Source organism: Neisseria sp. HMSC058F07 (assembly GCF_001810035.1).
GTDB classification, from domain to species: domain Bacteria; phylum Pseudomonadota; class Gammaproteobacteria; order Burkholderiales; family Neisseriaceae; genus Neisseria; species Neisseria perflava.
On sequence record NZ_KV799659.1, the window covers coordinates 1 to 21,631 of the forward strand.

Here is a 21,631-nt window from a genome sequence, read left to right on the forward strand (position 1 = left end):
ACTAAGGCGGCCTTAGAAGTCAATGCAGGCTTGCTCTGCTTGGCTGGCGTGCCGGTGCTCGCAACACAGACACGTCGCCGCTCCACTTTATTTAAAACTTTCTAAATTACTTTGTTTCCTCCATTTTCTCAGACGGTCTATCTTTAGTTGATACCGCGGCATACAGGGTTTGCGGGCTGTATCGGCACGGGTTAGTGTAGCCTATTACATATGCGCACCATTCGCTGCAAAACCAGCGGCTTTTGCTGTGTGGTGATTTGAGTACCACGCCAATCGCACCTAGCCAGTCGTAACCTGCCCCGTGTGTACGGTGGAACAAGCGGCTGGCCGATATGGCAACAGATTGCGGCAGCGGGATTAAGTCCCATTTATCAGCAGGCAGCGGCATGGTTTTAATGCGCACCCCGCCGTCTCTCGCGCTAGACGAATAACAATCAAACAGGCCGTCGCGTGGGTGCTTAACAGCGATTTCACAATGGCTGTACGGGCTGCATGTTGCCAATCGTACAACGCTGTCGGCAATGCGTTTAACCACATCGCGCGGGGTGTTGATTGCGGCTTTGCCTTTATAGAGTGCCAAATAGACTTGAACCATTCAGACGGCCTCCGGCAGTGTGAATACGACTACAATCTTATCAAGCGCGGCCTGCGTTTTCGCTGCTTCGATCTTGCTTTGCAGCGCTTGGCGCTGGCCTGCCACATGGGCGGCAAGTTGCTCATAGGCCAGCGTTTTACGTAGCGCAGCAGCCTTAAGCGTATCAGCAGGAATACCGCGGGCTGTGGCGATGCCGTCAAGCACTGGCGTTGGCGCGGCTTTATCTTCCTGCCAAGCCTTCGCTTCAGCGGCTTGAATTGCCCAGCTTGCAAACTCAAATTCAGGTACGCTGTCGATACCGGCGTGCTTGTTAATAAAAGCCTGAGCGGCAGCATTTAATGCGACAAGTTTTCCGGATTTTACGCCGTCAATATTTGCCGATTCAGGCGGGGTCAGGCTGATGCCATCGGGCAAATCACCTAACTTATCCCACACCTGCTCTTGCTCACCGACAAAAACTACGCATCCGCGATAGTCGGGAATTATCTGCCAACCTTGCCCATCCCACTGGGCAGCCTGATATTGTGCGAGATCAGGCATTTCAGCTTCGATGCTGGCGCGCCCGTCATCAAAATATTGCTCCTCTACGAACAATCCGTCTTGGTCAATCACGCATCTTGTCATTTTTTTAACTCCTCAATCTGCTTCTTAAGGTCATCAATTTGAGCAGACATTTCTTGAATCGCTTTTGTTAAAACGGGCACAAATGTCTCGTACTCAATTGTGTAAGTGTCCATCCTGCAATTCACCATCGGCAGTTTGCCGTACTCAGCTTCTAATGCAGCAACATCTTGAGCAATAAACCAATGCTGGATGCGGTCTTCTTTGTAGCGTCCGTCTTTGGTTGGGGCCCGCCACCACTCCCGCAGTTTTTCTGCGCGCTCTTCCGGCGGCAAATCGGTAAAAAGTTCGTCGGTATAGGCGTCTCGGCGGTCATATACTCCAGTTACCGGTCGCAGCTTTTTAACAAAATCCAAACCGATATCCAGTGGTGCGATATCCGTTTTGTCGCGGGCATCCGAACGAATATTTACCGCTGTCGGGGCGTACAATGTTTGTCCCGACCCGCCAAGCTGAATCTCGTTACTTCCATTGATTCGCGCACCGTAACCAATCGCAATGGCATTAGTTATTTTCCCGCTTAAAACATTTCCCTGAACATTTCGATATCCTGCTGAATCGCCAATAAAAACGCACTGCTCACTACTAATAGTAGGCGCGCACCAATATCCCACAGCGACACTTGAATAATGCGTTCCATTTCTGAATGATGATGCCCCAACCGCCACAACTTTTTGGGGGTTACTGCTTGTCAACATGGCATCTGCACCAATAACAGTAGAATATGCACCGCTGACTGCATCTTTCAGTGCATTCGTACCAATCACTGTTAACTCTTCATTCTTCGCTGCCGAAGATGATGACGAATAGACATATTTAAGCTCCGCCACTCCTGATGCGTTAAGTTCTTTAGGACTACGGACTTTAATACTACTTTCTGTTACTTCAACCACTTCAGCAGGCACTACATCACCCTGAACTGTCTTGGCTTCGCCTGAAGTGAGGCGGATTCCCACCCAATAACCGACTTTTGCGCCGCGAATATTGCCAAATGTCAAAGTAATATTACTGCCGCTTTGGGTATAATTTCCGCTCTCAGTGCCAGTCCATAGCACATCGCCTCCATTCGGAGCGCTGGTTCGTTCTAAGTTCTCTAACGCCGAAGCACCAATCGCGGTCACTTTTTCAGCTTTTTTTGTATTTCTTGCAGCACCTCCACCAATTGCAGTTTGCGCATCTCGTCCTTGGTACATCTGTAAAACAGATTCGCCGATAGCTACGGTGCGAGACGTTGGGGATGGCCAAAAAACTTCAATATCGCCAGTCAGTCCTATTGGGGCAACACCGGCCAACGCTGCCGAACCTAATACCACATTCGAATAGCCAGTTCCCAGCCCCTGACCTGAATTTCTGCCGATTGCTACATTTGAAAAGCCGCTAGTGATGCCGCGCCCAGCATTACCGCCAATACCGACGTTGCGCGTGCCGGACATCTTAGACTGGTCGTACCATTCCGTTTCGGCCTGTACATTAATAAGACTGTCTGGGCCAATAGAAATATTGTCGCGACTAATACGGGAAAAACCTTGTGAACGATCACCAATTGCGATAGCTGAAACACACTTTTCAGTTTGATTCATTGCACCTTCGCCAATCGCTACAATTCCAGCACCAGTCCACTCATTCGATTTAATGTTCGCGGCGGCCCCTGAGCCAGAAATGAATCGACCGATACCGCTTCTGATAGGCTGGTATTGAACATCGACAGTTTTGCCGTTAATCACAAACTTGCCGTTTGTGTATTTGTTTTTTTGCGGGTAGGTATTACCCGTATCAATTGACAAACCCAAGCAGTCGACAACAATGCCAAGCGCGGCGGCTTCAGCGGCATTTAAAGTTGCTAGTGCATTGTTTTTGCTGGCTACATAGCCAAAATCATGCAGGTTAAGCATCCCTGAAAACACACGCTTCCAGCGCGTGCCGTCGGTAGAAACAATAACGGTACAACCGTTATCAGCGGTAGATTTATCTGCTTTATCCGCCACGAACACGCCGCCGCCCACTGTTGTATTGGGGTGATAGGCGTTAACGTTTACATAACCATCACCGCTGTATTTACGCAAAGCCTCAATACTGGCCACTTGAGAAGCATCGGCGGCCAGCGTTTTAATAGCTGATAAGACTTGGGCATGGTCGGCTTTGTTAGGCTCAATGCCAACCGCGTTTAAAATGCTGTACAACTCGCCTTGCAATTGATTCAACCACCATGCAGGCACGGGCGTACCGGGCGTACGGCGGTCGCCGTCAATAAATTGCTTACTCGGGGTTTGGATTAAGTCCATTTTTATACCTCTTCTTCATACTCAAAACGGCAATAAGTCCATGCCGGTTTTAATTCTTCGAACATTGTTTCGATAATCGGGTCGGTGTATACACTGATGCGGTCGCCGGCACGGCTTTGTCCGGCTCTGAAAATATAGGCGGTGGCTTTTCCGTCGGCGATGTCGACGCACCAACGCCAAATAGCATCTTCAGTATTCAAACAATCTCCGGCACAGCTTTCACCGGCACGGAATTGGTCTTCTTCGTAAATGTTTACGGTGTAGCCTGCCGATTCGGCGATGGCGGTAAAGTAGGCAATGCTCAAACCGCCCAAGGCGTTGAGTTTGGCCAGTACGGCATCAGTACGTTGTTGGGTATTGGCTCCGGCAGGCGGGGTAATGGCCAGCAGCTCTTCCCAGCGGTACAGGTAATCGTTTCCCTCGTCAGGGAACGGCGCATTTTTCACTCCTTCCGCATGGTCGGCCACAATATCAAACACACCCGCTTCGGCTTTGATTTCTGCCGTTTCTCCTACGGTGTCGTAGCTGACAGGCGGGCGCATGGCGGCAAGTAAGGCTTGATGGTTCACGCGGTGTACTCCACGTTAATACTGCCCGGGCGCAGCCAGTAAATGTCTTCGGCACTTTCCTGGGGCTTGATATTGCTCACAGGTGTGGTTAAGACACGGTCACGCACGCCGTACACTTCGCTGATTAAGGTTTCCAACTGGCTTTTAATTAGGGTGTCGCCGGGCTTTAAAGCATCAAAATAGGCGTTCACAGCTGATTTGATAGCAGCAGTGGCCGTTTCGGTATCCGTGCCGCTGCTTAAGGTAATGGTGACGGCTACATTCACGGTCTGGATACTGGGCGCAAGGGCTAGAAAGCCGTTTTTACGGGTAACAGGCCGTACTGCATCGACATGAGCTTGTACGGCGGCCAGTGTTTCCGCGCTGGGAATACCGTTTTCACCCAAAATGACGGCATCGACAAAGCCGTTACCACGACGTAAAGGGTAGATAAATGCATCAACCACACCCGGTACTTCCAAGCACCAATTGCGGAAGTCGTATTGGTTACCGCCCGCAGCAGGTCGGCGCAGGCGTTCTTCATAGCGTGCCAACAGGCTCTCATCGCTTTCGGCATCCGTACCGCCGACCATCGTCAGCAAGACGGCGGAACTGTCAATCCCCGCAGGTACGCTTTGCAGCGTAGCTGCGGATTCGCCGGTTTGATTTTGAGCGCTACCCGAAACAGTGGCGATAACGGCTATTTCGGCACTTCCAAGCGCACCGATAACGGCGGATTCGGCGGCTAAATACACCTTATCGCCCACATTGATTTGTTGGCCGACCGGTACCATTGCACCGACCGCGCCGCGAACACGCACCTTACCGCCCGCAAAGGTGGCAGTTTTTCGGTAAATGCCGTATTTGGCGGCATGTTTTTCCAGATAGGCACTGTCGGCGGTATCGGCAAACGCTTGACGCAAAATCCACTCTTGATGCTGGTATTGGCCTTCGCCCACAGCAGCAATAGCGGTAGCGCGTACATGGTTGTCGCTGCCTGCGTGTATATGGGCGGTAGGATTTTGGTTTTGCAGGTCGCGCAGATAATTGGCGCGGATTTGCTCGAAATTAAGTGCTTGCGTCATATCACGGCCACTTTGTGACTAAGGGTTACGGTATCGCCTGCGGCATCGACAGCTTCAATATGCAATTTCAGCCAGCCGCGCTGCGGGGTGGATGTGGTTACTTGGATGGATTGGGCGCGTTTAGACTTAATTACAGGCTGTAAGGCTTGCTCGGCGTATTGCTTGGCCAGCACTTCAATGCGCTTTAAATGCTTTTGGCGGCGCAATTCATGTAGGCGGCTGCCGAGCGTGCGGTCTGCCCAGTAACTGCCCAAGGGTGTTACCAAGCGGATATACAGCTCGTTTTCGATGGATTGGGCGGATTGGTTGACCACATAGCCGCCTGTTTGTGGGTTGAGTAAAGCGTCCATACCTGAATTTTCGGATATGGACGCTCTTTCTTTGAGTGGATTGATGTCAGACAAATATAGAAGCCGCCTAAAAAACCAATAAGGATTCTTAGACGGTCTTTAAAACCAGTTTAAATGACTTCTCCGGTTTCCGAACCGTTGGTCTCAGTGTGCTTGTGGGTGCTGCCGACATCTTTACCGTTGTTGGTTAATGCGCCGGTAGTATTCAAATCGCCAACCATGTCCACGTTGCCGGTAAATGTCGTACCGCTACCGCCTTGCACGGCCATACCGCCATTGCCGTTGATTTGACCTTGCGCAGTCAACACCGCAGAACATTCGACCTTTTCTGAAGTGATATTTACGCCGCTAGGTGCTTTAATATTTAATTTATCGCAGTCAATCTCAATGACGCGCCCCTTTTTTAACACCATCTTGGCACCGTCAGCGTTATAAACCGCCGTTTCGCCATCAGATAAACCGGTAATGCGGTACGCGCCGTTTGTCGTGGTAACGATAATACCGTGGCTGGTTTTACCGCCCAGCGGCACAACAACGCAATCACTGCCGGCAGGCGGATTGCTGGTAAAGCCGAAGTTTTCGGCATGCTCCAAGTCTTGCACGGTTTCGCCGTCCAAGCCTTCGACTTGGATTTTTTGCACACCGCCACCTGCCTGGACTCTGGCAACCTTTCCGCGAAAGCCCTGCCGGACAGTGTTAAACGCCTGTTTGATACGCTTATCTATGGTTTTAATATCCATTTAAATAACCTGCAATTCCTGTTTTGGCTTTTTAGCCTGACGGCGTTTCTTCGGCTTGACTGGTGCTTGACCGTTGGCTTTTCTATTTTCAGACGACTTGTGTGCAGATTTCCCGCCGTCTTTTTTGCCTGCGCCTTGTTTTTTCTTAGGAGGATCTGCATCCAACACCCATGCACCGTCTTCTTTAAGCGTTAATATGGTTTCCGTGCCTTGACCTCTGCCTCCGACAAAGGTTCTCGCCATCAGGAAATACACTGCGTCAATGCCGTCCGGTTCGCTCAATACATTGATTCGCTGACCTGGTTGCCACAATGTACCGTCATCGGTTCGGTGTCCCTGTACCACCGCAGTGATGGTCAAGCCTTCCAAGCGGCTGTCCGCCAGGCGTTTCTTCGCTTTATGTTCCGCTTCCGCCTGACTGTCAACATCAGGCTCTGTCACGATTAAAGGCCGGCTCAGCTTAAGGGATTCATCTTTCACCGTCGCTTTGATATTGTGCTTGCCGGTATGACTTTGCCCCAATACCGTGACCTCACTGTACCGAGCAGCCATATTGCGCTCGACTTCCAGGCGCTTGATATTGTTATTGTCGCCACTGACCCGTAAGACCAACTCGGCAACAGGTGCCGTGGTGTAGTCGGGGCCACCGACAACCAACGTGCCGTCAGGCTCCATCCAAGGCCATACCCCGTTGGCTTCGGCATATTGTGTCAAGGCATCCCATGCACGGCTTCCAGGCTCGATTTGAACTTTATGGGTTTTATTGGTTTTGGCTGCATCGATACGGATTTTTGACAAACCCAAAGGCTTGACGATTTTTTCAATAATTTGGTTTAAATCCATATCCTGCGCATTAAACAACGGCGCAGAACAGTCCAACAGGATACCGGCATCATCACGGCCTTGAATGGTCAGCGTTTTATTGCCTTTCTCCGTCGTAGTGTGCACACGGTCGATACGGCCGCTTAATACCGTATCCCCACCGACACGGACTTCTACTTTATCGCCTTCTTTTACTGCAGTCGGAACTGAATCTACCGGACGGCCAAGCGTGACTGAAAAGTCATCGGCGGGGGTGAGCAGGTCAGAAACGATGTCGTAATTCGTCCACTGCCCATGAGTTTTGCCGTTAATCATCAGAGTGACGGTATTATTTGGCGTAGGCATTCAACACCTCTCCTTTACTGAGAAAGTTCGGATGACGGATTTGTGGATTCAGACGCAACAACTCGCCAAAACGGCTGTAATCGCCATACCATTCAAACGCCAACAGATGCAGGCTGGTATCACGTCCTACAATTTTCTGCACTAACGGAGGACGCATATTCAAAACGGCAAAAGCCTGTTTTTGCAGCTTGTGCGCCGTATCACGCAAACTTTCAGTCAGTTCGGCGGCAGTTTCAAGATATGGTGTTTGCGGCAACAGGCCGGCAGCCTCAATGCGGCGATACACATCATCAGCACTGTCTGCTGGTGTTTGGTATAACCTTAGCAAGGAATAAGCCATCTTCTCGGCCTTTGCCTCATCTGCCAACATCATTGCCAAAATACGGTTTGCGGCCAGCGTGCGTTGTAAAGCAGCATGGGTATCGGATAATAGGCGTGAGATTTCCACGGGCGTCAAAGTTGGCGCATCAATTTGTGTTGCCAGAATATCTGCGGCCTGTTCTGCCAAAGCACACGCTCCAACAGTTGCGGTGAACGCTGTGAAAGCAGCGACATCTTCAACCTTTGCACGCTGAATCAAATCGATTGCCGAAACGCTGCCTTCTGTCCCGCGACTTACCTGCCACGGCGTAGTGGCGGCTTTTGACACTCCGCCAACCATATCGCGCCAGCCATCCAGCCCACTTTTACCTACGACGTGCATATTTGCCAACACACCGAATACTGATTTCAACTCAGCCACCAATACGCGCGGGTTGTTAAGAAGATTCATGGAGCCGGTGAATACGCCGTTTACCTGACCATACATAACGCCGATTGCCGTCAATACTGTGGCATGAAATGCGTTCCAACGGCTTTGTGCCTTCTGAATCTTGCCCAAGGCCGTCTGAAACACTTCAAAACCCTGCCATGAGGCCAAATCTGCCAGCCAATCGATTTCATCGGCCAGTGCAGACGGCAATTCACGGTCAAAAAACGGGGCGGCTTTGACACTTTGCTTAAAGGTCATCCGCACCGTACAGTAATCGGGATTTTCTTCATTATGAGCAGCTTCAAAATCAGCCACCACGCAATCGGGCACGCTGCCGTAAATCGGGTGGATCAATTCGCCCGCACCAGTCTCCCGCAAAACACCTAACAGGCTTTGCAGCCTGCTTTCATAATCATCCCCCCACAATACCGCCGTCAGGCTCATATCCATTGCCGATACGCCCGTGTCCTCAATATCCGAACCCTGAACAAACGGGTATTCGTGTTCGGCTAAGGCGTGCGTGCCACGCAACGTATCATCGATTACATCAAAGCCGACACCCTTGAAACTGGCATCAAGCAAAGTATCTTTCCAACTCATCACGGATCCTTAATTTTTAGCTGCCGCACGCGCCGCCGCTTGATTGATATAGGCCATAATATTGCCGTTTTGAACGGTGACTGTAACGGGTATCGGCTTACCTGCCGCCGCCTGCATTTGCGCCGCCGCCGCAGTCATCTGGGTGGCCGCATTGGTAAGCTGGGCAGTTGCAGCCTGATTTTCAGTTGCCGCTGTGACATACTGTTGGCTGGCTTGCTGATTGGTTTGTGCAGATTGACTGAGCTGCGCCATACTCTCTTTGAGAACAGGGCTGTCGAGCGGAGAGTTATTCCCACCCAATTCCTCCCGTTTTCTCATGTATTCGTTTTTGGCAGACGACATAAAATCAGGCAAAAACGACTGCAAGCGGTCGGCGAATGCCACCAACGGTTTACTCCAGTCGTCATATTTATCCCGTTGCGCCGCCAAATGTGTTACGCCGCCCATAGCGGCCAACGGAGCAGCACCTAAAGTAAAGGCACCCATTGAGCCTGCAGAAGGCAGAAAACGGCCGGCACCGGCAACACCTTGACCGCCTTGGAAGAACCGCCATCCGCCGCTTACCATTGAGCTTGTTCCCACAGTTGCGGATACTGCCGCAGCTCCTTGACCCGCCGCCACCGCTGTCTGCGCGGCTTCCTGATTACCTCTGGCCCAGTCGGCAATACCTTTAAGCTTATTGGCCACCATGTCGGTAAAGCTTGAGAATGCGCCATATTCAGCTTCGCTGTATGCCGTTTTGAGCTGTTCTTTTTTGAATCCGGAGCCTTCGGCCACAAATTGATAAGCCCCATCTACTGCACCGGCGGCGTTGGCTTGTCCTTGCTGCAGTCGTGCGGCTTCTTGCTTGTTGTTGATGAGCGAGAGCAACGCCATTAAGGCTTGGCGGTCTGAAACCAACTGGCCGACAGCCGTACCGTCAACCAAAGCTTTCTGGTTTTCCAGTAAAGCCAACTTAGCCTCATCGCCTTGAGCAGCAGCCATTTGTTTCATTAATGCCGCACTCTTTTCATCCTTGCTCACGATTTCACTGACAATATCGACCAATGCGTCCAGCGAGTTCATGCCTGCAGCCTGACGCTTATTCATACTGGCCGTGAAGTCAAAACCCTCTTGGCCGTTAATGTCGATTTTCTTTGCCTTAGTAACGATGTCCTGACTGCTGATTTTCGCCAGCAGATTGACCAGGTTGTTACCGGCTTCGTCTGTACTGCCTGCAGTCATAAACGCCAGTTGGTTTGCATTTAACAAACTGCTGAAATTATCCAGTGTCGCGCCCATACCTGCGGACTTCATTGCTGCCAACTGTTGCGGCAACCATCGCGCCATGTCTTTCAGCTCAAAACCGCCATCCGCGCCCGATTGCATGGCTCGGTCAAGCAAAGCAGGAATATCGGCTTCTTTAAACCCTGCCTGCTTCGCCTTGGTCACAATATTGGCAATATCATCGGCATCGGCATTGGCGGCCAGTGCTGTTTTCATTACGGTTGGCAACATCTGCTTCACGGCAGCATCACTCAACGAACCGCTGGCCACCATGGTATTCATTGCCTGTAAAGCTGCTTCCTTAGATGTTCCGCCAAGATAAGCGGCATCGTTTACCGTTTTATTAATTTCCTCCATGCCGGCACGTTTTTCCGCCAAAGTCTTGCCTGCATACATGGTATTGGTCGCGTGACGCAGCTCCGTGTCATAGTCCATTGTCCGGTTGACCGGCTGGGCCAACACATAACCGCCGGCCATGACACCGGCGGCAACCGAAGTCGCACCGCGCGCCAAACTTTTACCTCCTTGGATCATTCGGTTGAAACGGCTGCCGCTGTTCATTTCGGCATTTAACTCACGAATACGGCTGCGCGTCTGTTGAGCGGCTCGCGCCAGTTCATTGTGCGAAGCACGGCCGCTTTTGGCCATTGCGTTGTAGGCCGCTTGAGTACGTTGGATTTCACGGCGGATTTCACGCTCTGTGCGAATACCCAAACGGGCGGCAGCTGCATGCATCAGCTGTTGTTGCCTGCCGGAAGATGATGCCGCACGGCTTTGAATCTGCATCGTACGGTTGGCCTCGGTCGCCAAGCGGCGCAGGCCGACACTTGCGTCATCTCGGAACTTGGCAACTAATTCGATTGTATTACGGCTCATTTTTTCTTCCGTTTACTGATAAAGGTTTGAGTGTGTCCGCCAGATGCAGATGGGGCTGAAGTTTTGGCAGACGGCGCAAACCAGGGCAGCACCACGGGAGCGGCACGGCCACGGTCAATCAAATCGGCCTGTTTGAGCCATCCATCAAGCTCCGGCTGAGTCATCTTGCCGATATCGTCGGCAGAGATACCGTAACTCCCCAGCTTCAAGACTGCGTATCGGTAGCGGTCGGCACGGGCTGAACGGACAGACGCTTTTTTGCTAACAGCTCTTGGGCGAAATAAAGCGCGTCAAAATCGGTGGCGACCAACTCATCGGCCAAGAAGTCGGGCGTTAAGGCATCAGGCTGAATCGTACCGATATGGTCGAGAGAGGCTGAATAGGCTGCCAACATACGCGCCTGACCCTCCAGCGTTGGGTCAATAGCCATATCTTCGCGCACGGTCAGCAGATGCATGGAAAAATCACGATGGACAGCGCCGTCAACAGAGATACCGTACTTCAGACGGCCTGAAACGGTTTTCAGGTCGGGAGAAACAACCAGCTCATACTCTTTTGCGGCATGTTCGAGTTCTTTGGAAATTGAAGACATAATAAAAGCCTCTAAACGGTTAATCGGATAAAAATCCAATTATCGTTTAAAGGCTATTTAAACCGTCTTTAACAGGTGTCAGTTTCAGACGGCTTACTCAATCACTTTACGGGTTGCAAAGCCGGTCACATCAATGACCAATTCGTTGTCCACCGTATAGCTTTCACCGGCTTCCTTCGCGCAAAAACCAAGATAGGAGGTTGGGCGCGCACCATTGATATCAGGGACCAGCGAGATTTTTGCGTCTTCGATTTTGTCCCAATCGATAACCGTACCGTCTGTCGGCACGACGGCGGTAAAAGAAATATCATACTGGCCGACACCGCGCGTAAAGCCTTTGACGCGGCGTGTGCGGTTCATGGTTTTAACTTCTTTTTTGCCTGTGATGTTTTTCACATCAATCTTGGTGACTTCCACCTCGGTCGCACCGACATACAGCGTTACGCTGCCTACATATTCTGTACTCATGTTCTTTCCTTTTTACAGATACAGGTCGATAACCATGCCTACTTGGTGCAGGCCGTTAACCACATCGGACGGCACGCGGCAGTTGAGCATGCTGGTGTTTTGTGCATCGCGTTCCACAATCAGGTTGGCCAAATTGTTTTCAACGTCTTCGACGATTTCCAATTCTTCGCATTTCATCAACACGTCGATCAATTCGGAGCGGACACGGTCAATGGTGCGCTTGGTCATTTTGTCGCGCGGGAAACGCAATGCGATACGGTCGGCACACGCACCTGATACATAAATCAATGTGCGTACGGTAGTCATATCGAGCAGACTTTCGTCTGCCGTGCCGTTGGCAGTTTTGGTATAAGTCGAAATAGCGCGGACGATTTGGGCGGATGTGCCGTCTGGGCTGGTTTCAATAGGGGTAACGCCGTTGTAGAGCGCGTTTTCCTGTTCGGTACGCATAGTCTTGTCTGCACTGTCGCACACACCGATGCCGTTGAGCTTCAGGGTATTGAGCGGACGAGCCGGGTCTTCCTCGCTGGCCACAACGGCCGCAAACGCGGCTGCCAGCTCACATGGCAGGCTAGGCGTTTTACGATACCAGGCCGAATACAGATAACCGCTGTTCAGACGGCCTGCTTGTGTCGTTGTTTGCGCCAATGCACCGGTTTGGCCATAAATACCCAATGCCCAGCGTTTTTCTTCGGGTGCGCCGACAGTTTCCAAATGTGTGCGCAACTTCAAGAGGTTCGCCTCATCGGTACAGCCTACCGCAATCAAATTATGGCCTTCGGCAATCACTGCATTCAACGCAGGGCCGATATCGGCATCGGCGTCACCGCCGCTCATTGCCTTGACCGCAACGGTAATCCCTTCGGCGGTATTGCTGGCACGGATACGGATATGGTTGCCGTGCGTGCCTTTATTTTTAGCTGTCAGCGTTACCAAGCCTTCAGAGGCTGTCGCCGTTACCGGCAATGATGTTTCGGCATCAATGGCGGCTTTGACGGCAGCGGCTACGGTTGCGGCGGTTGCATTGGCGGCGACACCGACGGTCAGCGTATCGGCATTGCCGATGTTGACGCGTAAAACGCCTTGCGTATCGGCAGTGCCTGTAATCGTGATATTGCCGGTGGCCGCAACGCCTGCTTCATTGTCGGCAACGGTAATCAGGCTCAAATCTGCATATGCGTAAGCCTTGATAGCGGCCAATGCCATCAAATGCGCCTGAGAGCCGGCACCATACGCAGCTGCGACATCGGCCGCAGAATAGATATTTGCCAGCGCAGTCAGCTTGCCCGCCTTGGGATTACTGTGTTGCGCAATCAGCAGCACACGTTGCTTGTTGGTTGGCAGGTTGCGTACAGCAAGCTTGGTGTTCCATTCGACGTAAACGCCTGGCTTACGCGTACTGGTCTGAATTTTGTCGAAACTGACGTTTGCGGAAGTCATGATTTGTTGCCTTTCGGTTTGTCCTCAACAATAACCAAGTCGCCGTAGTGAATACAGCGCAGGTAATACGCGGCATTCGGCACTTCGACCGCTTCTTGGTCGGTAATATATTCATGTGGCTTGCCTGCCATAGGTACTTGCAGACCTGCGGAGGCACGAACTTTAATGGTTTCAGTCATGTTTTACCTCGGTTTTAACGATGGCCGCCATATCGGCGGGTTGGTTTGGTTTTTTGGGCGGGATACGCAGCTCAAGGTTTGCGCCTTTAAAGTCGGGATGTTCTGGATCGGTACGGCCTTGGTATTCGGATACGTCGGCATATACTTGCGCCTGTTGAACATCTGAAACCGTAGGCCGTGGCCAATCGCCGTCTCGCAGTGCGTCTTCGAACCAATGCGTTTCAAAATCCAGCGCAAATACGCTGATTGCGTCCAACTCCATTTGTTTTGAAAACAGGCTTTTTGCTTTGCCCGGCTTTAGACGGCCTATACACAAACCCATAGTCTGATTGATCAGCAACAGGCGCACGGCCTGCATCAGCCGGTAAGTGCCGACATCGTTTCGGTGTAAACCGCCGAAGCGGCTGTCCGCCTCGCTGCCGCTGGCACGGTCGCCGACCAAGACAGTAAAGTGACCAGTGACTTGGTAGCGTGTTCGGCGCGTATCATGGGGCTCGCTGTCGGTAATGCCGGCAAACATGACCCAAACGGCGGGGAACTGGTTGACCACTTGAGCCAAGCCTTCGCCGTCAAATTCGCCACCGTATGTATGCACACCGCTGACCATTTGGCCAAGGCCGTCTGAAAGACGCTGTTTGATGGCTTGTTCAATAGACGCTATCACGGCCGAACACCTTTTCCTTGGCGGCAAACATTACCGCATCACCTTGCACGGTCGGCTTGGGGTCGGCATTTTCAGCCACACCCAAACCAGCCTTGCCTGATGCCACCAATTTGAGATACGCAATCGCCGCCTCATATCGGTGCACCATATCTTCCGTCAGTTGGCGCTTGCCCGTTGCCAAACGGTAAACGGCAATGTCGCAGCAATAAAGGCTCAACAGGCGCACAGGGGCAGGCAACGGCAATTCATAGCGCGATGCCAGATAGCCGTCGATTTCGGCGGAGGCATCATCCAAACCTTGTTGCGCAATTTCGGCATTCACGCTTCCCAAGCGCGTCAGGTCGGTCAAACCCGCAATCGTCGGCTCGGTATAACGCGCCACCAAATCGGCAACCGTTGCGTAAGCCATTAATCCTGCTCCACAGGCAAGGCTTCACAAACAACAGCCATCGGTTCGGCCAGCAGGCGCTCCCACGCTTCGGGCTCGAAATCGGCACGTTTCACAAAGGTAAAATGCGGTTGAACGTGATACCCGCTGCGCCAAAACGCATGGCCATGTTTGGATTTGATGGCAACCACTTCGGCATCGGCCGCCGCTTCACCGCCTGCCTGATAGCGTTCTTGCGTTTCTGCCGCTTCAACGGCAGGGCTTGCGGCCTGTTCCAATTGAGCTTCCAATTCGGCGATACGCATACGCGCCGCTTCAAGCTCGGCGTTCAATTTTTCGACTTCAGCCTCAAGAAACGCCTGCAACTTAACGTCTTCGGGGTTTACATCCACAGTTGCGCCAACCGTTTGCTCGGTTTTTTCATCTTCGTTTTTTACTTTTGCCATTTCTTATCCTTTCGGCGGGCAGAGCCCGCCTATCTAAAGGGTTACAGCAACCAAGGAGATACGATTACCTTGCATTTGCCTTTGTTCGGGTTGTACGCACCACTATCCAGGCGGTCGCCTTCCACTAATTTTTTGGCGGCGTTTTCCAAAGAAGGAGGAACCAGCAGCACATTCGGGCGGATACCCAGCGGTCGGCCGCCGTCGCCTTTCAGGCTGACCATTGCGTTGTAAGCCTTTTCAAAACCTTCGGCATCCAGGGTTTCTTGCGACTTAGCCGCCATTTGCCAGAAGCCCAAACCAACATTACAACGGCCGTCCACGCCGTAGCGGTATTCGTTGCGCATAAATACGCCTTCGTCGGTAGCGGCGGTCATGGCAGTGAACTGCTTAGGCTTGCGTTCCTGATAAATCAGAGGTTTCAGGGCGCGTGATGTATCCAGCAAATACCAAGCGGCTTCGGTACCGGTGAAAATATTGGATACAGTGGTGGATTGGCCGGTGCCATCGACTTTTTCATATACCGGGTGGTCGTTGTCGAAGAAGTTCTGACCGTCATAACACAACGTAGCATGCGCGTTTTTCAGCAGAGCAAATACCAATTCGTCAGGATGAACGGCGGAAGCACGGCCCATTTCGGTCATCATCGGCGCGTAAATGCCGACGTTGTCGTCTTCGATGTCGTTGCGGTTGACCTTGACCGAACTTTCAAAATGCTTGTTGGTGATGGCATAGCCGTGTGCCTTCATATCTTGGAATACGCGGTCGCCCACCCATTCGCGGAAGGCAGGCCATTGACCGAGCCAGCCGTAAGTATTGGAAGCAGTAGAGGACGGAATAACAGTGGCGATTTCCTTGTATTGGCTGTCCGCCATTTTCAGGCCGTCTTGGAAGTTTTTCTTAAAGCCGGTAAACAGCGCTTTCAGTGTATCTGGAGTGATAATCATGCTTTAATCCTTGTTTAAAGCCTTATTTGGCTTTTTGATAATCTTCGGCTGAAATGCCCAATTGCTTGGCCACTTCGATTTCTTCCGGAGTCAACGCAGGCTCACCGCCTTCAGCGCCTTTGCCACCGGTTTGCGTTTTACTCAACGCGGCCAATTTCAAACTGCCTTCCATCAGATTCTTAAATGCCTCTGGGTCTTTGGCAGCCAGTTGTCGTGCCGATGCTTCTTGATGCGGCAGCAGGCGGCCATCTGAAAGAGCGGCACGGATCAGGCCGTCTGAAGTACCGCCCACTTCCATTGCAATCACTTTCTTGCTCAACGCAGCCACTTGGGCTTTCAGTTCGGCAACTTCGCCGTCGTCGGCATTACCGCCTTGAGGATTGTCTTCGGGCTTGCCGGCATCGCCTTTACCGCCTTCGCCGCCTTGCGGTTCGTCTTTGTGTTCAGCCAGTGCTTCGGTCAGCGTTTTACCGCCCAGCTTTTCTTGTGCTTCGGCCAAAGCCGCTTCAATGGCTTTATCGTCGGCATCTGCCGCCAAGCCCAAGAGCTTGATTAAAGCTTCCTTGTTCATACTTGTTTCCTGTTTGGGGTTAATAGAGTTTTGGCGGCTCAATGCAGCCAGAGCCATGCCGTCCAGCGCAGGCGAATTGGTCAACGCCACACTGTGCAGCCCGCGCACATTGCCCAATGTGTCGTATTCGAGTACCGGCGACAGATAGCGGTATTCGCCGCTGTCTATCATGTCTTTTGCGCGTTGTGTCCATTTCACTTCGCCCATCAGACCTCGATCGTCATCCCACACATATTTGCTGATCCAACCGGCAGCAGGATTTTGCTGTCCGGTTTCCGCAGCTTTCAGTGTGGCGTGTTCGTAGTCCACAACAAGGTCTGTTTGTCCGGCATCAAAGGCGGCAATGATTTGCTGCGCCAAAGAGGCAGTCATCGTCCAGTGCGCCACGCCTGTATCGGTGCGCCCGTCGACTGGTGCAAATTGACCTTTGGGTACGATTTTGATAAGGCCGTCCGTATTTCCGACTTTGGCGGCAGATAAGGCGGCAAGAAAGGTTTTTGTATCCATTGCCGAATCATGAGCCATCAAGCCGGCACAAGAGGCTGAATCACTGTCAGTAAGGAACGAAAATGAGAAATATCGGAGAATGAAAAAGAGAGTATGTTTAAAACCGTTTCAGAAGCCTTTTAAGCCCCTCACAGATTGATTTAAACGTTTCGGGAAAGGGTAGATAAGGGGAAGATATATAAAAGCCGTCTGTGTGCAATTTCAGACGGCTTTTGTTTTAATTACCGAGAGCGGCATCCAAGTAATCATTTACCGCATCGACTAAAGCCTGTTCGTCGTCAGGTTGAAGAACCATAAACGGACGTGCAGGAATCTTACTGCCGGGGTGATTGACGCGTTTGGCAAACCGTCCGCCGAATTTTAAGGCTTTGCCGTTTTTCGGCAATATCGTATGCGGTGCAGTTTGTCCGCCGAAGTTATGAATGGCCGCATATTCCACATTGGTACCGACCACGGCTTCCGTGGCCGTACTGTTCTGCGTAATCGAATTGCGCAAACGCCCACTGGCCTGCAACAGCCCCGATCCTTCTCGCGCGGACGGATACTTGCGCGGAGCCCACGCGGGGCGGCCGCCTGCCTCGAAGTTGTCCAGCACAGCGTTGCGCATGATGCGGGCAAGCTGCGTCATCAATGGCTGGGTATTGCTTGTACGTTGCGCAATGGCGTTTAAGCTGTTTTGCAACGTGTCTGTGTTGATTTTTATCTCAATCATCAGTATATTATCCTTAATACCAAGTTGTCGGCGGGTCGCCAACTGGAATGGCCTCGGTGGTTTATCCACTGTTTTATCCTGTTCGAATCAGGCAAAGCCGCCAACTTGGTTATTTCTTCCAGATTAATTCATATCTGTCATTTTTATAAATATCCCCATCTTCAGCATAATTTCCTGTATTAACCATATTGACGGCAACCGCTTCTTTTTTGCCGGTATAGGGATTTCTTGCCTTAGCCTGATAATCCACTGTTACAACCAATTTCCCTTTGTTATTCACTCCCGGATACACAAACAACAGAAACTGCTGGCCATCGGCATTGCGGCCTGCCGTGCCAATGAGTATTGCCTCCGGATTTTGCAGCTGTTCTGGCAGGTCTTTCCAAAATGCCAAAGGCAACGGTTTATTTTTACTGTTACGTATCGCGTGTAATATTCGCTCATCACTCATCGCGATCACAGCCGATTGCGGATAGACATTCTTTGCGGCCAGAGCTTCTAATACCGACGGAGCCAACGCTCCGATATACAGCATTTCACCCCTGGCAAATTTCTCCATATTTACCCGATCAACCATTTCCGATGCTTGTTTAGATATGGCTGCCCTCCATTTTGGCTCTTTTAAAGCTTCCTGAATCGCCACACTTGCCAGCTTCGGCGGCAAATCCACTGCACGCTGCATCTGCAACTGCCCCAAGTTGGCCAAATGGCTTTTACCCACATTATTCTGAAAACCTGCATCAGTATAAAAGCGACTGCCGTCGGCCAGCTTCACCGCCTTGGCCGGGCGGGTGTCGCCCTTGCGGTTGACCACCACTTCCGTATCTTCCAGTTGCGCTTTTTGCGGCAGCAGATTGCGCCGCTTCAAGTCACGGTCTGAAAACGCCCGCACGGTACAGCGGCAGTTGAAGCCGTTGGGAGGGTAGAAGTAATTCCAAAACGGGTCGTCGATGTGATACACCGCGCCATGCGCCGCAGCGTGGCTTTGTCGGGTACGGCTGTCAAGAATGGCCGAATACTGCAGCCAGGGCGCAGAGTCTCGACCATCTTCAAGAGCCTGCCAATGCCCGGACATATAGGCCGACTGCATTTGCGTACGGAAAATAGTTTCCAGTCGATGCCGCGTGATGCCTTTACCATCTACTTCGCCGGTGTTGGCATTCACAATGTCGCCATCTTTCAGCAGCTGCCAATCATGCTGTTTCAGACGGCCTACCACATCATCACGGAATTTCTCAAATGACGTACCGTTTTTCAGGCTTTCATACAAAGCACCGTGGATTTGCGCGACAATATCCTGCTTGTGAATGCCCGCAATCGCCCGTGCCTTAGCCTGCGCTTCATTCCACGTTACTTTCCAATCGGACGGCACATTAAAGCCCAGCCCCTCAAAATACTTGACGGCCTGTTCAGGCTCAAGGCCGAATGCGTAGCTCAAATCAGCCATTCATCCGTCCCCATAAGTCCGACACAAAAACCACACGCGCCAAGGCCATCTGAAATTGCTCGGCAGTCAGGTCGGGATAAACGCGCAGTAAACGCTCCTGCACATCCTCATAACTATCACCCTCGGTCAAAGCCTGGCCTAAGCCGCGTAAAAACGGCTCAATCATTTCTGGCAAGGCCACTTTGCTCAAGTCCGCATTATCCAAATCCGCCTGCGCCGCGCCGACAATCTCGCCAGTTTTACTCAAAGCCACACGGCGGTAGCTTAGAGAAGCGTTTTTTAAATCCGTTTTAACGTCGGTTTGAAAAGCCAATACCGGCTCGTCTTCGGAAGCCAAAGGAATGGCTAATTTTTCCTGCGCCCACGACAACGGAATCTTCATGCCGATCCCCACCAATTTAGGCAAAGAGTCGGAGTACACCGTCAAATCTTCAGGCAATTGCGTATCGAACACAAAGCGCGGCAGACGTGAAACATCGACATTGCCTTTATTGAGCTGCAACAATGGCAGGATCAATTGGCGCGTCAATGTGCCGGCCAGTTGTTTGGCATCGGACACCAGCAAATCATGGCGCACCTCGTTATGGATTTGCCCCAGCGCATTGGTAGCAGTCTTGCCGTCAGCCTGGCTGGTCAGCGTGCCGCCTAAAATCGCTTTTGAAGACGTTTTATCCGCCCAATCAATCATTGCCTGAAATGGATCCGCACTGCCATTGGCCGCGTTGAGCAGCTCAATCTGCATGGTTTCAGGAATAATCCCCGCCGCGTTATGGCCGATTTCGCGCACCGCATTCAAAAGGGTGAGCTTATCTTTGTCGTCCGCACCGGAGGCATATTTACCGATTCGGGTCGGCAGGCCGTAAATCTCCAAAAACTCGGCCAAATCACGCACCGAGTAATTCTTGAACAAATAAGGCCACACCAGCGTGCGCATCAAACCGCTTCTTGCCAAAATACCCGAACGGCTGCGGTGCTTATGGACAATCCAGCCTAAATCCCACAGCTTTTCGCCATCTGGGCTGCCGTCTTTGCGCAATAACACCTCATCCATTGCATTGACCTTAAACCAAGCCTGCGGACGATGATGGAATGCCTTGGGCAACCATAACGAACCAAGGTTTTCCCATTCGATTTCCACGCAGGAGAAGCCGTGTCCGACCGCGTCCAAAAGGTCAAACATCATATCCTCTAAATCGGTCATCTGATTGAGCCAGCCATCAACCTCTTCGGCCAGCTTCCGTTCCGCTTCGCTGCTGTCCGGAGGCGGAACAATATTCCAATCCAAGCCGATTACCGCGCGCTTGCGTTTGCTCATCTCCGAAAAGATATGGCCATCCTTCTCCTCAATATCGACAAAGAGTTCGGACTGCGCCTGAATATCGCCGTTTTCCGCATCTTCCAAAATCCGATGGAGCGACTGCGGAGTCAGCCCTTTGCTCGGATGCTCATGGGTAGTGCGGTTTTTAACGATATCCGCCGTTTGGGATTGTTTATCGGGCGTTTTAGGTGCGGCTTTACTAAACAACGCACGGAGTAGGTTTTTCATGACGTAAAAAAGGGCAAGTTAAACTTGCCCCATTTTCAGCCGTGCCACTCCTTAGCAGGCTGTATCCCGTGTCAGTTTTACCATGCGCCGCTCCCCATCCGTCCGGACAAACCGTGCTCTCTAGGCACGGCAATATAGCCGCCGACAGTCGCGCTGCTTTGAACCAAACCCCACAGCATATGCACCGCATCGGGGCCGTCGTCATGGTCTGCCATCGGAAAATGGCGGAATTGGTCAATCAGTGTGCTTTGACTGGCGTGCAAACGGATTTGACCGTTTTGCATATACGGCTGCAGGCTTTCAATACGGAGCAACTTGTCCGCACTCGGCTTGATACCGCGTGCCGGAATCGGGATACCGGCAGCCGCGCCGCGTTTGACCAGCTCAGTCTTTAAAAACTCCTGAAACTGCACCGTCTCAATGCCCCACAACACACAGCGGTACCGCCGTTGCAGTTCGATAATGTCGGAAATAATCTTGTCCGGCAGGCGTTTCTTAATCAGAGCCTCCACCACATCCAACACACCCGTGCGGCGGTTGTACCCGCCGATACACAACGCAGACGGGTCACGGCTGTTGCCGGCCTTGCCCAAACTCGGGTCGCACGCACCATAAAAAATCCAATCCGAATCACGATTGACCCAAAAATTCAGGCTGTTCGCAAACGGCGCGGCCTCACCGGCAACCGGATCATTCTGATATTCCGAATCGAACGTCGCATGGCCGTCACGCGCACGGATTTTCATCAATGCCAATACGCCACGAGCCGCCCAAGAAGTGACCGCGCCGCGCTCCATTTCGTCCTTGTTTACCTGATAAAACGCCTCGGCCACCGTCTCGCCGTCG

At 51.9% G+C, this 21,631-nt stretch carries 24 protein-coding genes; all 24 read right to left on the bottom strand.

Annotated features, from left to right (window positions below):
* Nucleotides 1-106: 106 nt before the first annotated feature.
* Complete coding sequence (locus tag HMPREF2696_RS00010) at nt 107-595, bottom strand: hypothetical protein (RefSeq protein ID WP_002212759.1); 489 nt, start codon at nt 593-595, stop codon at nt 107-109.
* A complete protein-coding gene (locus HMPREF2696_RS00015; RefSeq protein ID WP_004520432.1) occupies nt 596-1,219 on the bottom strand; it encodes a hypothetical protein in 624 nt (207 codons plus the stop codon). It abuts the gene before it with no gap.
* Nucleotides 1,216-3,498, bottom strand: a complete 2,283-nt coding sequence (locus HMPREF2696_RS00020; RefSeq protein ID WP_070587398.1) for a tail fiber domain-containing protein — start codon at nt 3,496-3,498, stop codon at nt 1,216-1,218. The genes HMPREF2696_RS00015 and HMPREF2696_RS00020 overlap by 4 nt, the downstream gene beginning before the upstream one ends.
* A gap of 2 nt (nt 3,499-3,500) precedes the next feature.
* On the bottom strand, nt 3,501-4,067 hold the full coding sequence (locus HMPREF2696_RS00025; protein WP_083300547.1) for a YmfQ family protein: 567 nt from the start codon (nt 4,065-4,067) through the stop codon (nt 3,501-3,503).
* On the bottom strand, nt 4,064-5,131 hold the full coding sequence (locus HMPREF2696_RS00030; RefSeq protein WP_070587403.1) for a baseplate J/gp47 family protein: 1,068 nt from the start codon (nt 5,129-5,131) through the stop codon (nt 4,064-4,066). The genes HMPREF2696_RS00025 and HMPREF2696_RS00030 overlap by 4 nt, the downstream gene beginning before the upstream one ends.
* Nucleotides 5,128-5,481: a phage GP46 family protein gene (locus HMPREF2696_RS00035; protein ID WP_063075678.1), complete on the bottom strand. Its 354-nt coding sequence runs from the start codon at nt 5,479-5,481 to the stop codon at nt 5,128-5,130. Before HMPREF2696_RS00035 ends, HMPREF2696_RS00030 begins: the two co-directional genes overlap by 4 nt.
* A 110-nt stretch (nt 5,482-5,591) precedes the next feature.
* A complete protein-coding gene (locus tag HMPREF2696_RS00040; RefSeq protein WP_070587405.1) occupies nt 5,592-6,221 on the bottom strand; it encodes a phage baseplate assembly protein V in 630 nt (209 codons plus the stop codon).
* Nucleotides 6,222-7,388, bottom strand: a complete 1,167-nt coding sequence (locus tag HMPREF2696_RS00045) for a phage baseplate assembly protein (RefSeq protein WP_070587407.1) — start codon at nt 7,386-7,388, stop codon at nt 6,222-6,224.
* The gene (locus tag HMPREF2696_RS00050; protein WP_070587411.1) at nt 7,372-8,739 is read right to left on the bottom strand and encodes a DNA circularization protein; all 1,368 of its coding nucleotides are present in this window, start codon (nt 8,737-8,739) and stop codon (nt 7,372-7,374) included. The genes HMPREF2696_RS00045 and HMPREF2696_RS00050 overlap by 17 nt, the downstream gene beginning before the upstream one ends.
* Before the next feature lie 9 nt (nt 8,740-8,748).
* Nucleotides 8,749-10,881: a phage tail tape measure protein gene (locus tag HMPREF2696_RS00055; RefSeq protein WP_070587415.1), complete on the bottom strand. Its 2,133-nt coding sequence runs from the start codon at nt 10,879-10,881 to the stop codon at nt 8,749-8,751.
* On the bottom strand, nt 10,878-11,090 hold the full coding sequence (locus HMPREF2696_RS00060) for a hypothetical protein (RefSeq protein ID WP_063069155.1): 213 nt from the start codon (nt 11,088-11,090) through the stop codon (nt 10,878-10,880). The genes HMPREF2696_RS00055 and HMPREF2696_RS00060 overlap by 4 nt, the downstream gene beginning before the upstream one ends.
* Nucleotides 11,087-11,473, bottom strand: coding sequence for a hypothetical protein (locus tag HMPREF2696_RS00065; protein ID WP_063069156.1), 387 nt, complete (start codon nt 11,471-11,473; stop codon nt 11,087-11,089). Before HMPREF2696_RS00065 ends, HMPREF2696_RS00060 begins: the two co-directional genes overlap by 4 nt.
* A 93-nt stretch (nt 11,474-11,566) precedes the next feature.
* Nucleotides 11,567-11,941, bottom strand: a complete 375-nt coding sequence (locus HMPREF2696_RS00070) for a hypothetical protein (protein ID WP_004520443.1) — start codon at nt 11,939-11,941, stop codon at nt 11,567-11,569.
* Nucleotides 11,942-11,953: 12 nt separating this feature from the next.
* Nucleotides 11,954-13,381, bottom strand: coding sequence for a phage tail sheath subtilisin-like domain-containing protein (locus HMPREF2696_RS00075; RefSeq protein ID WP_063069157.1), 1,428 nt, complete (start codon nt 13,379-13,381; stop codon nt 11,954-11,956).
* Nucleotides 13,378-13,560, bottom strand: coding sequence for a DUF2635 domain-containing protein (locus HMPREF2696_RS00080; protein WP_070587417.1), 183 nt, complete (start codon nt 13,558-13,560; stop codon nt 13,378-13,380). Before HMPREF2696_RS00080 ends, HMPREF2696_RS00075 begins: the two co-directional genes overlap by 4 nt.
* Complete coding sequence (locus tag HMPREF2696_RS00085; RefSeq protein ID WP_063069159.1) at nt 13,553-14,224, bottom strand: DUF1834 family protein; 672 nt, start codon at nt 14,222-14,224, stop codon at nt 13,553-13,555. Before HMPREF2696_RS00085 ends, HMPREF2696_RS00080 begins: the two co-directional genes overlap by 8 nt.
* The gene (locus HMPREF2696_RS00090; protein ID WP_004520447.1) at nt 14,208-14,633 is read right to left on the bottom strand and encodes a gp436 family protein; all 426 of its coding nucleotides are present in this window, start codon (nt 14,631-14,633) and stop codon (nt 14,208-14,210) included. Before HMPREF2696_RS00090 ends, HMPREF2696_RS00085 begins: the two co-directional genes overlap by 17 nt.
* On the bottom strand, nt 14,633-15,058 hold the full coding sequence (locus HMPREF2696_RS00095) for a hypothetical protein (protein WP_063069161.1): 426 nt from the start codon (nt 15,056-15,058) through the stop codon (nt 14,633-14,635). The genes HMPREF2696_RS00090 and HMPREF2696_RS00095 overlap by 1 nt, the downstream gene beginning before the upstream one ends.
* A 41-nt stretch (nt 15,059-15,099) precedes the next feature.
* Complete coding sequence (locus HMPREF2696_RS00100; RefSeq protein ID WP_004520449.1) at nt 15,100-16,002, bottom strand: Mu-like prophage major head subunit gpT family protein; 903 nt, start codon at nt 16,000-16,002, stop codon at nt 15,100-15,102.
* Nucleotides 16,003-16,024: 22 nt separating this feature from the next.
* Nucleotides 16,025-17,080 carry a phage protease gene (locus HMPREF2696_RS00105; RefSeq protein ID WP_039862366.1) on the bottom strand — a complete coding sequence of 352 codons (1,056 nt, stop codon included), beginning with the start codon at nt 17,078-17,080 and terminating at the stop codon, nt 16,025-16,027.
* 217 nt (nt 17,081-17,297) lie between these two features.
* Nucleotides 17,298-17,792 (bottom strand): phage virion morphogenesis protein, encoded by a 495-nt coding sequence (locus HMPREF2696_RS00110; RefSeq protein ID WP_049335907.1) that lies wholly within the window; start codon nt 17,790-17,792, stop codon nt 17,298-17,300.
* A 109-nt stretch (nt 17,793-17,901) separates the two neighbouring features.
* On the bottom strand, nt 17,902-19,239 hold the full coding sequence (locus tag HMPREF2696_RS00115; RefSeq protein ID WP_070587420.1) for a phage head morphogenesis protein: 1,338 nt from the start codon (nt 19,237-19,239) through the stop codon (nt 17,902-17,904).
* Entirely contained in the window at nt 19,232-20,785 is a 1,554-nt protein-coding gene (locus HMPREF2696_RS00120) for a DUF935 domain-containing protein (protein ID WP_070587422.1), read from the bottom strand. The genes HMPREF2696_RS00115 and HMPREF2696_RS00120 overlap by 8 nt, the downstream gene beginning before the upstream one ends.
* A 77-nt stretch (nt 20,786-20,862) precedes the next feature.
* The coding region (gene terL, locus HMPREF2696_RS11710) for a phage terminase large subunit (protein ID WP_168162671.1) at nt 20,863-21,631 on the bottom strand (769 nt) is incomplete at its 5' end.

Excerpts from the sequence above, each read along its gene's own strand:
- HMPREF2696_RS00010 (WP_002212759.1), bottom strand. The coding sequence starts at position 595 with ATGGTTCAAGTCTATTTGGCACTCTATAAAGGCAAAGCCGCAATCAAC.
- HMPREF2696_RS00015 (WP_004520432.1), bottom strand. The coding sequence starts at position 1,219 with ATGACAAGATGCGTGATTGACCAAGACGGATTGTTCGTAGAGGAGCAA.
- HMPREF2696_RS00020 (WP_070587398.1), bottom strand. The coding sequence starts at position 3,498 with ATGGACTTAATCCAAACCCCGAGTAAGCAATTTATTGACGGCGACCGC.
- HMPREF2696_RS00030 (WP_070587403.1), bottom strand. The coding sequence starts at position 5,131 with ATGACGCAAGCACTTAATTTCGAGCAAATCCGCGCCAATTATCTGCGC.
- HMPREF2696_RS00035 (WP_063075678.1), bottom strand. The coding sequence starts at position 5,481 with ATGGACGCTTTACTCAACCCACAAACAGGCGGCTATGTGGTCAACCAA.
- HMPREF2696_RS00040 (WP_070587405.1), bottom strand. The coding sequence starts at position 6,221 with ATGGATATTAAAACCATAGATAAGCGTATCAAACAGGCGTTTAACACT.
- HMPREF2696_RS00045 (WP_070587407.1), bottom strand. The coding sequence starts at position 7,388 with ATGCCTACGCCAAATAATACCGTCACTCTGATGATTAACGGCAAAACT.
- HMPREF2696_RS00050 (WP_070587411.1), bottom strand. The coding sequence starts at position 8,739 with ATGAGTTGGAAAGATACTTTGCTTGATGCCAGTTTCAAGGGTGTCGGC.
- HMPREF2696_RS00055 (WP_070587415.1), bottom strand. The coding sequence starts at position 10,881 with ATGAGCCGTAATACAATCGAATTAGTTGCCAAGTTCCGAGATGACGCA.
- HMPREF2696_RS00065 (WP_063069156.1), bottom strand. The coding sequence starts at position 11,473 with ATGTCTTCAATTTCCAAAGAACTCGAACATGCCGCAAAAGAGTATGAG.
- HMPREF2696_RS00070 (WP_004520443.1), bottom strand. The coding sequence starts at position 11,941 with ATGAGTACAGAATATGTAGGCAGCGTAACGCTGTATGTCGGTGCGACC.
- HMPREF2696_RS00075 (WP_063069157.1), bottom strand. The coding sequence starts at position 13,381 with ATGACTTCCGCAAACGTCAGTTTCGACAAAATTCAGACCAGTACGCGT.
- HMPREF2696_RS00080 (WP_070587417.1), bottom strand. The coding sequence starts at position 13,560 with ATGACTGAAACCATTAAAGTTCGTGCCTCCGCAGGTCTGCAAGTACCT.
- HMPREF2696_RS00090 (WP_004520447.1), bottom strand. The coding sequence starts at position 14,633 with ATGGCTTACGCAACGGTTGCCGATTTGGTGGCGCGTTATACCGAGCCG.
- HMPREF2696_RS00095 (WP_063069161.1), bottom strand. The coding sequence starts at position 15,058 with ATGGCAAAAGTAAAAAACGAAGATGAAAAAACCGAGCAAACGGTTGGC.
- HMPREF2696_RS00100 (WP_004520449.1), bottom strand. The coding sequence starts at position 16,002 with ATGATTATCACTCCAGATACACTGAAAGCGCTGTTTACCGGCTTTAAG.
- HMPREF2696_RS00105 (WP_039862366.1), bottom strand. The coding sequence starts at position 17,080 with ATGGATACAAAAACCTTTCTTGCCGCCTTATCTGCCGCCAAAGTCGGA.
- HMPREF2696_RS00110 (WP_049335907.1), bottom strand. The coding sequence starts at position 17,792 with ATGATTGAGATAAAAATCAACACAGACACGTTGCAAAACAGCTTAAAC.
- HMPREF2696_RS00115 (WP_070587420.1), bottom strand. The coding sequence starts at position 19,239 with ATGGCTGATTTGAGCTACGCATTCGGCCTTGAGCCTGAACAGGCCGTC.
- HMPREF2696_RS00120 (WP_070587422.1), bottom strand. The coding sequence starts at position 20,785 with ATGAAAAACCTACTCCGTGCGTTGTTTAGTAAAGCCGCACCTAAAACG.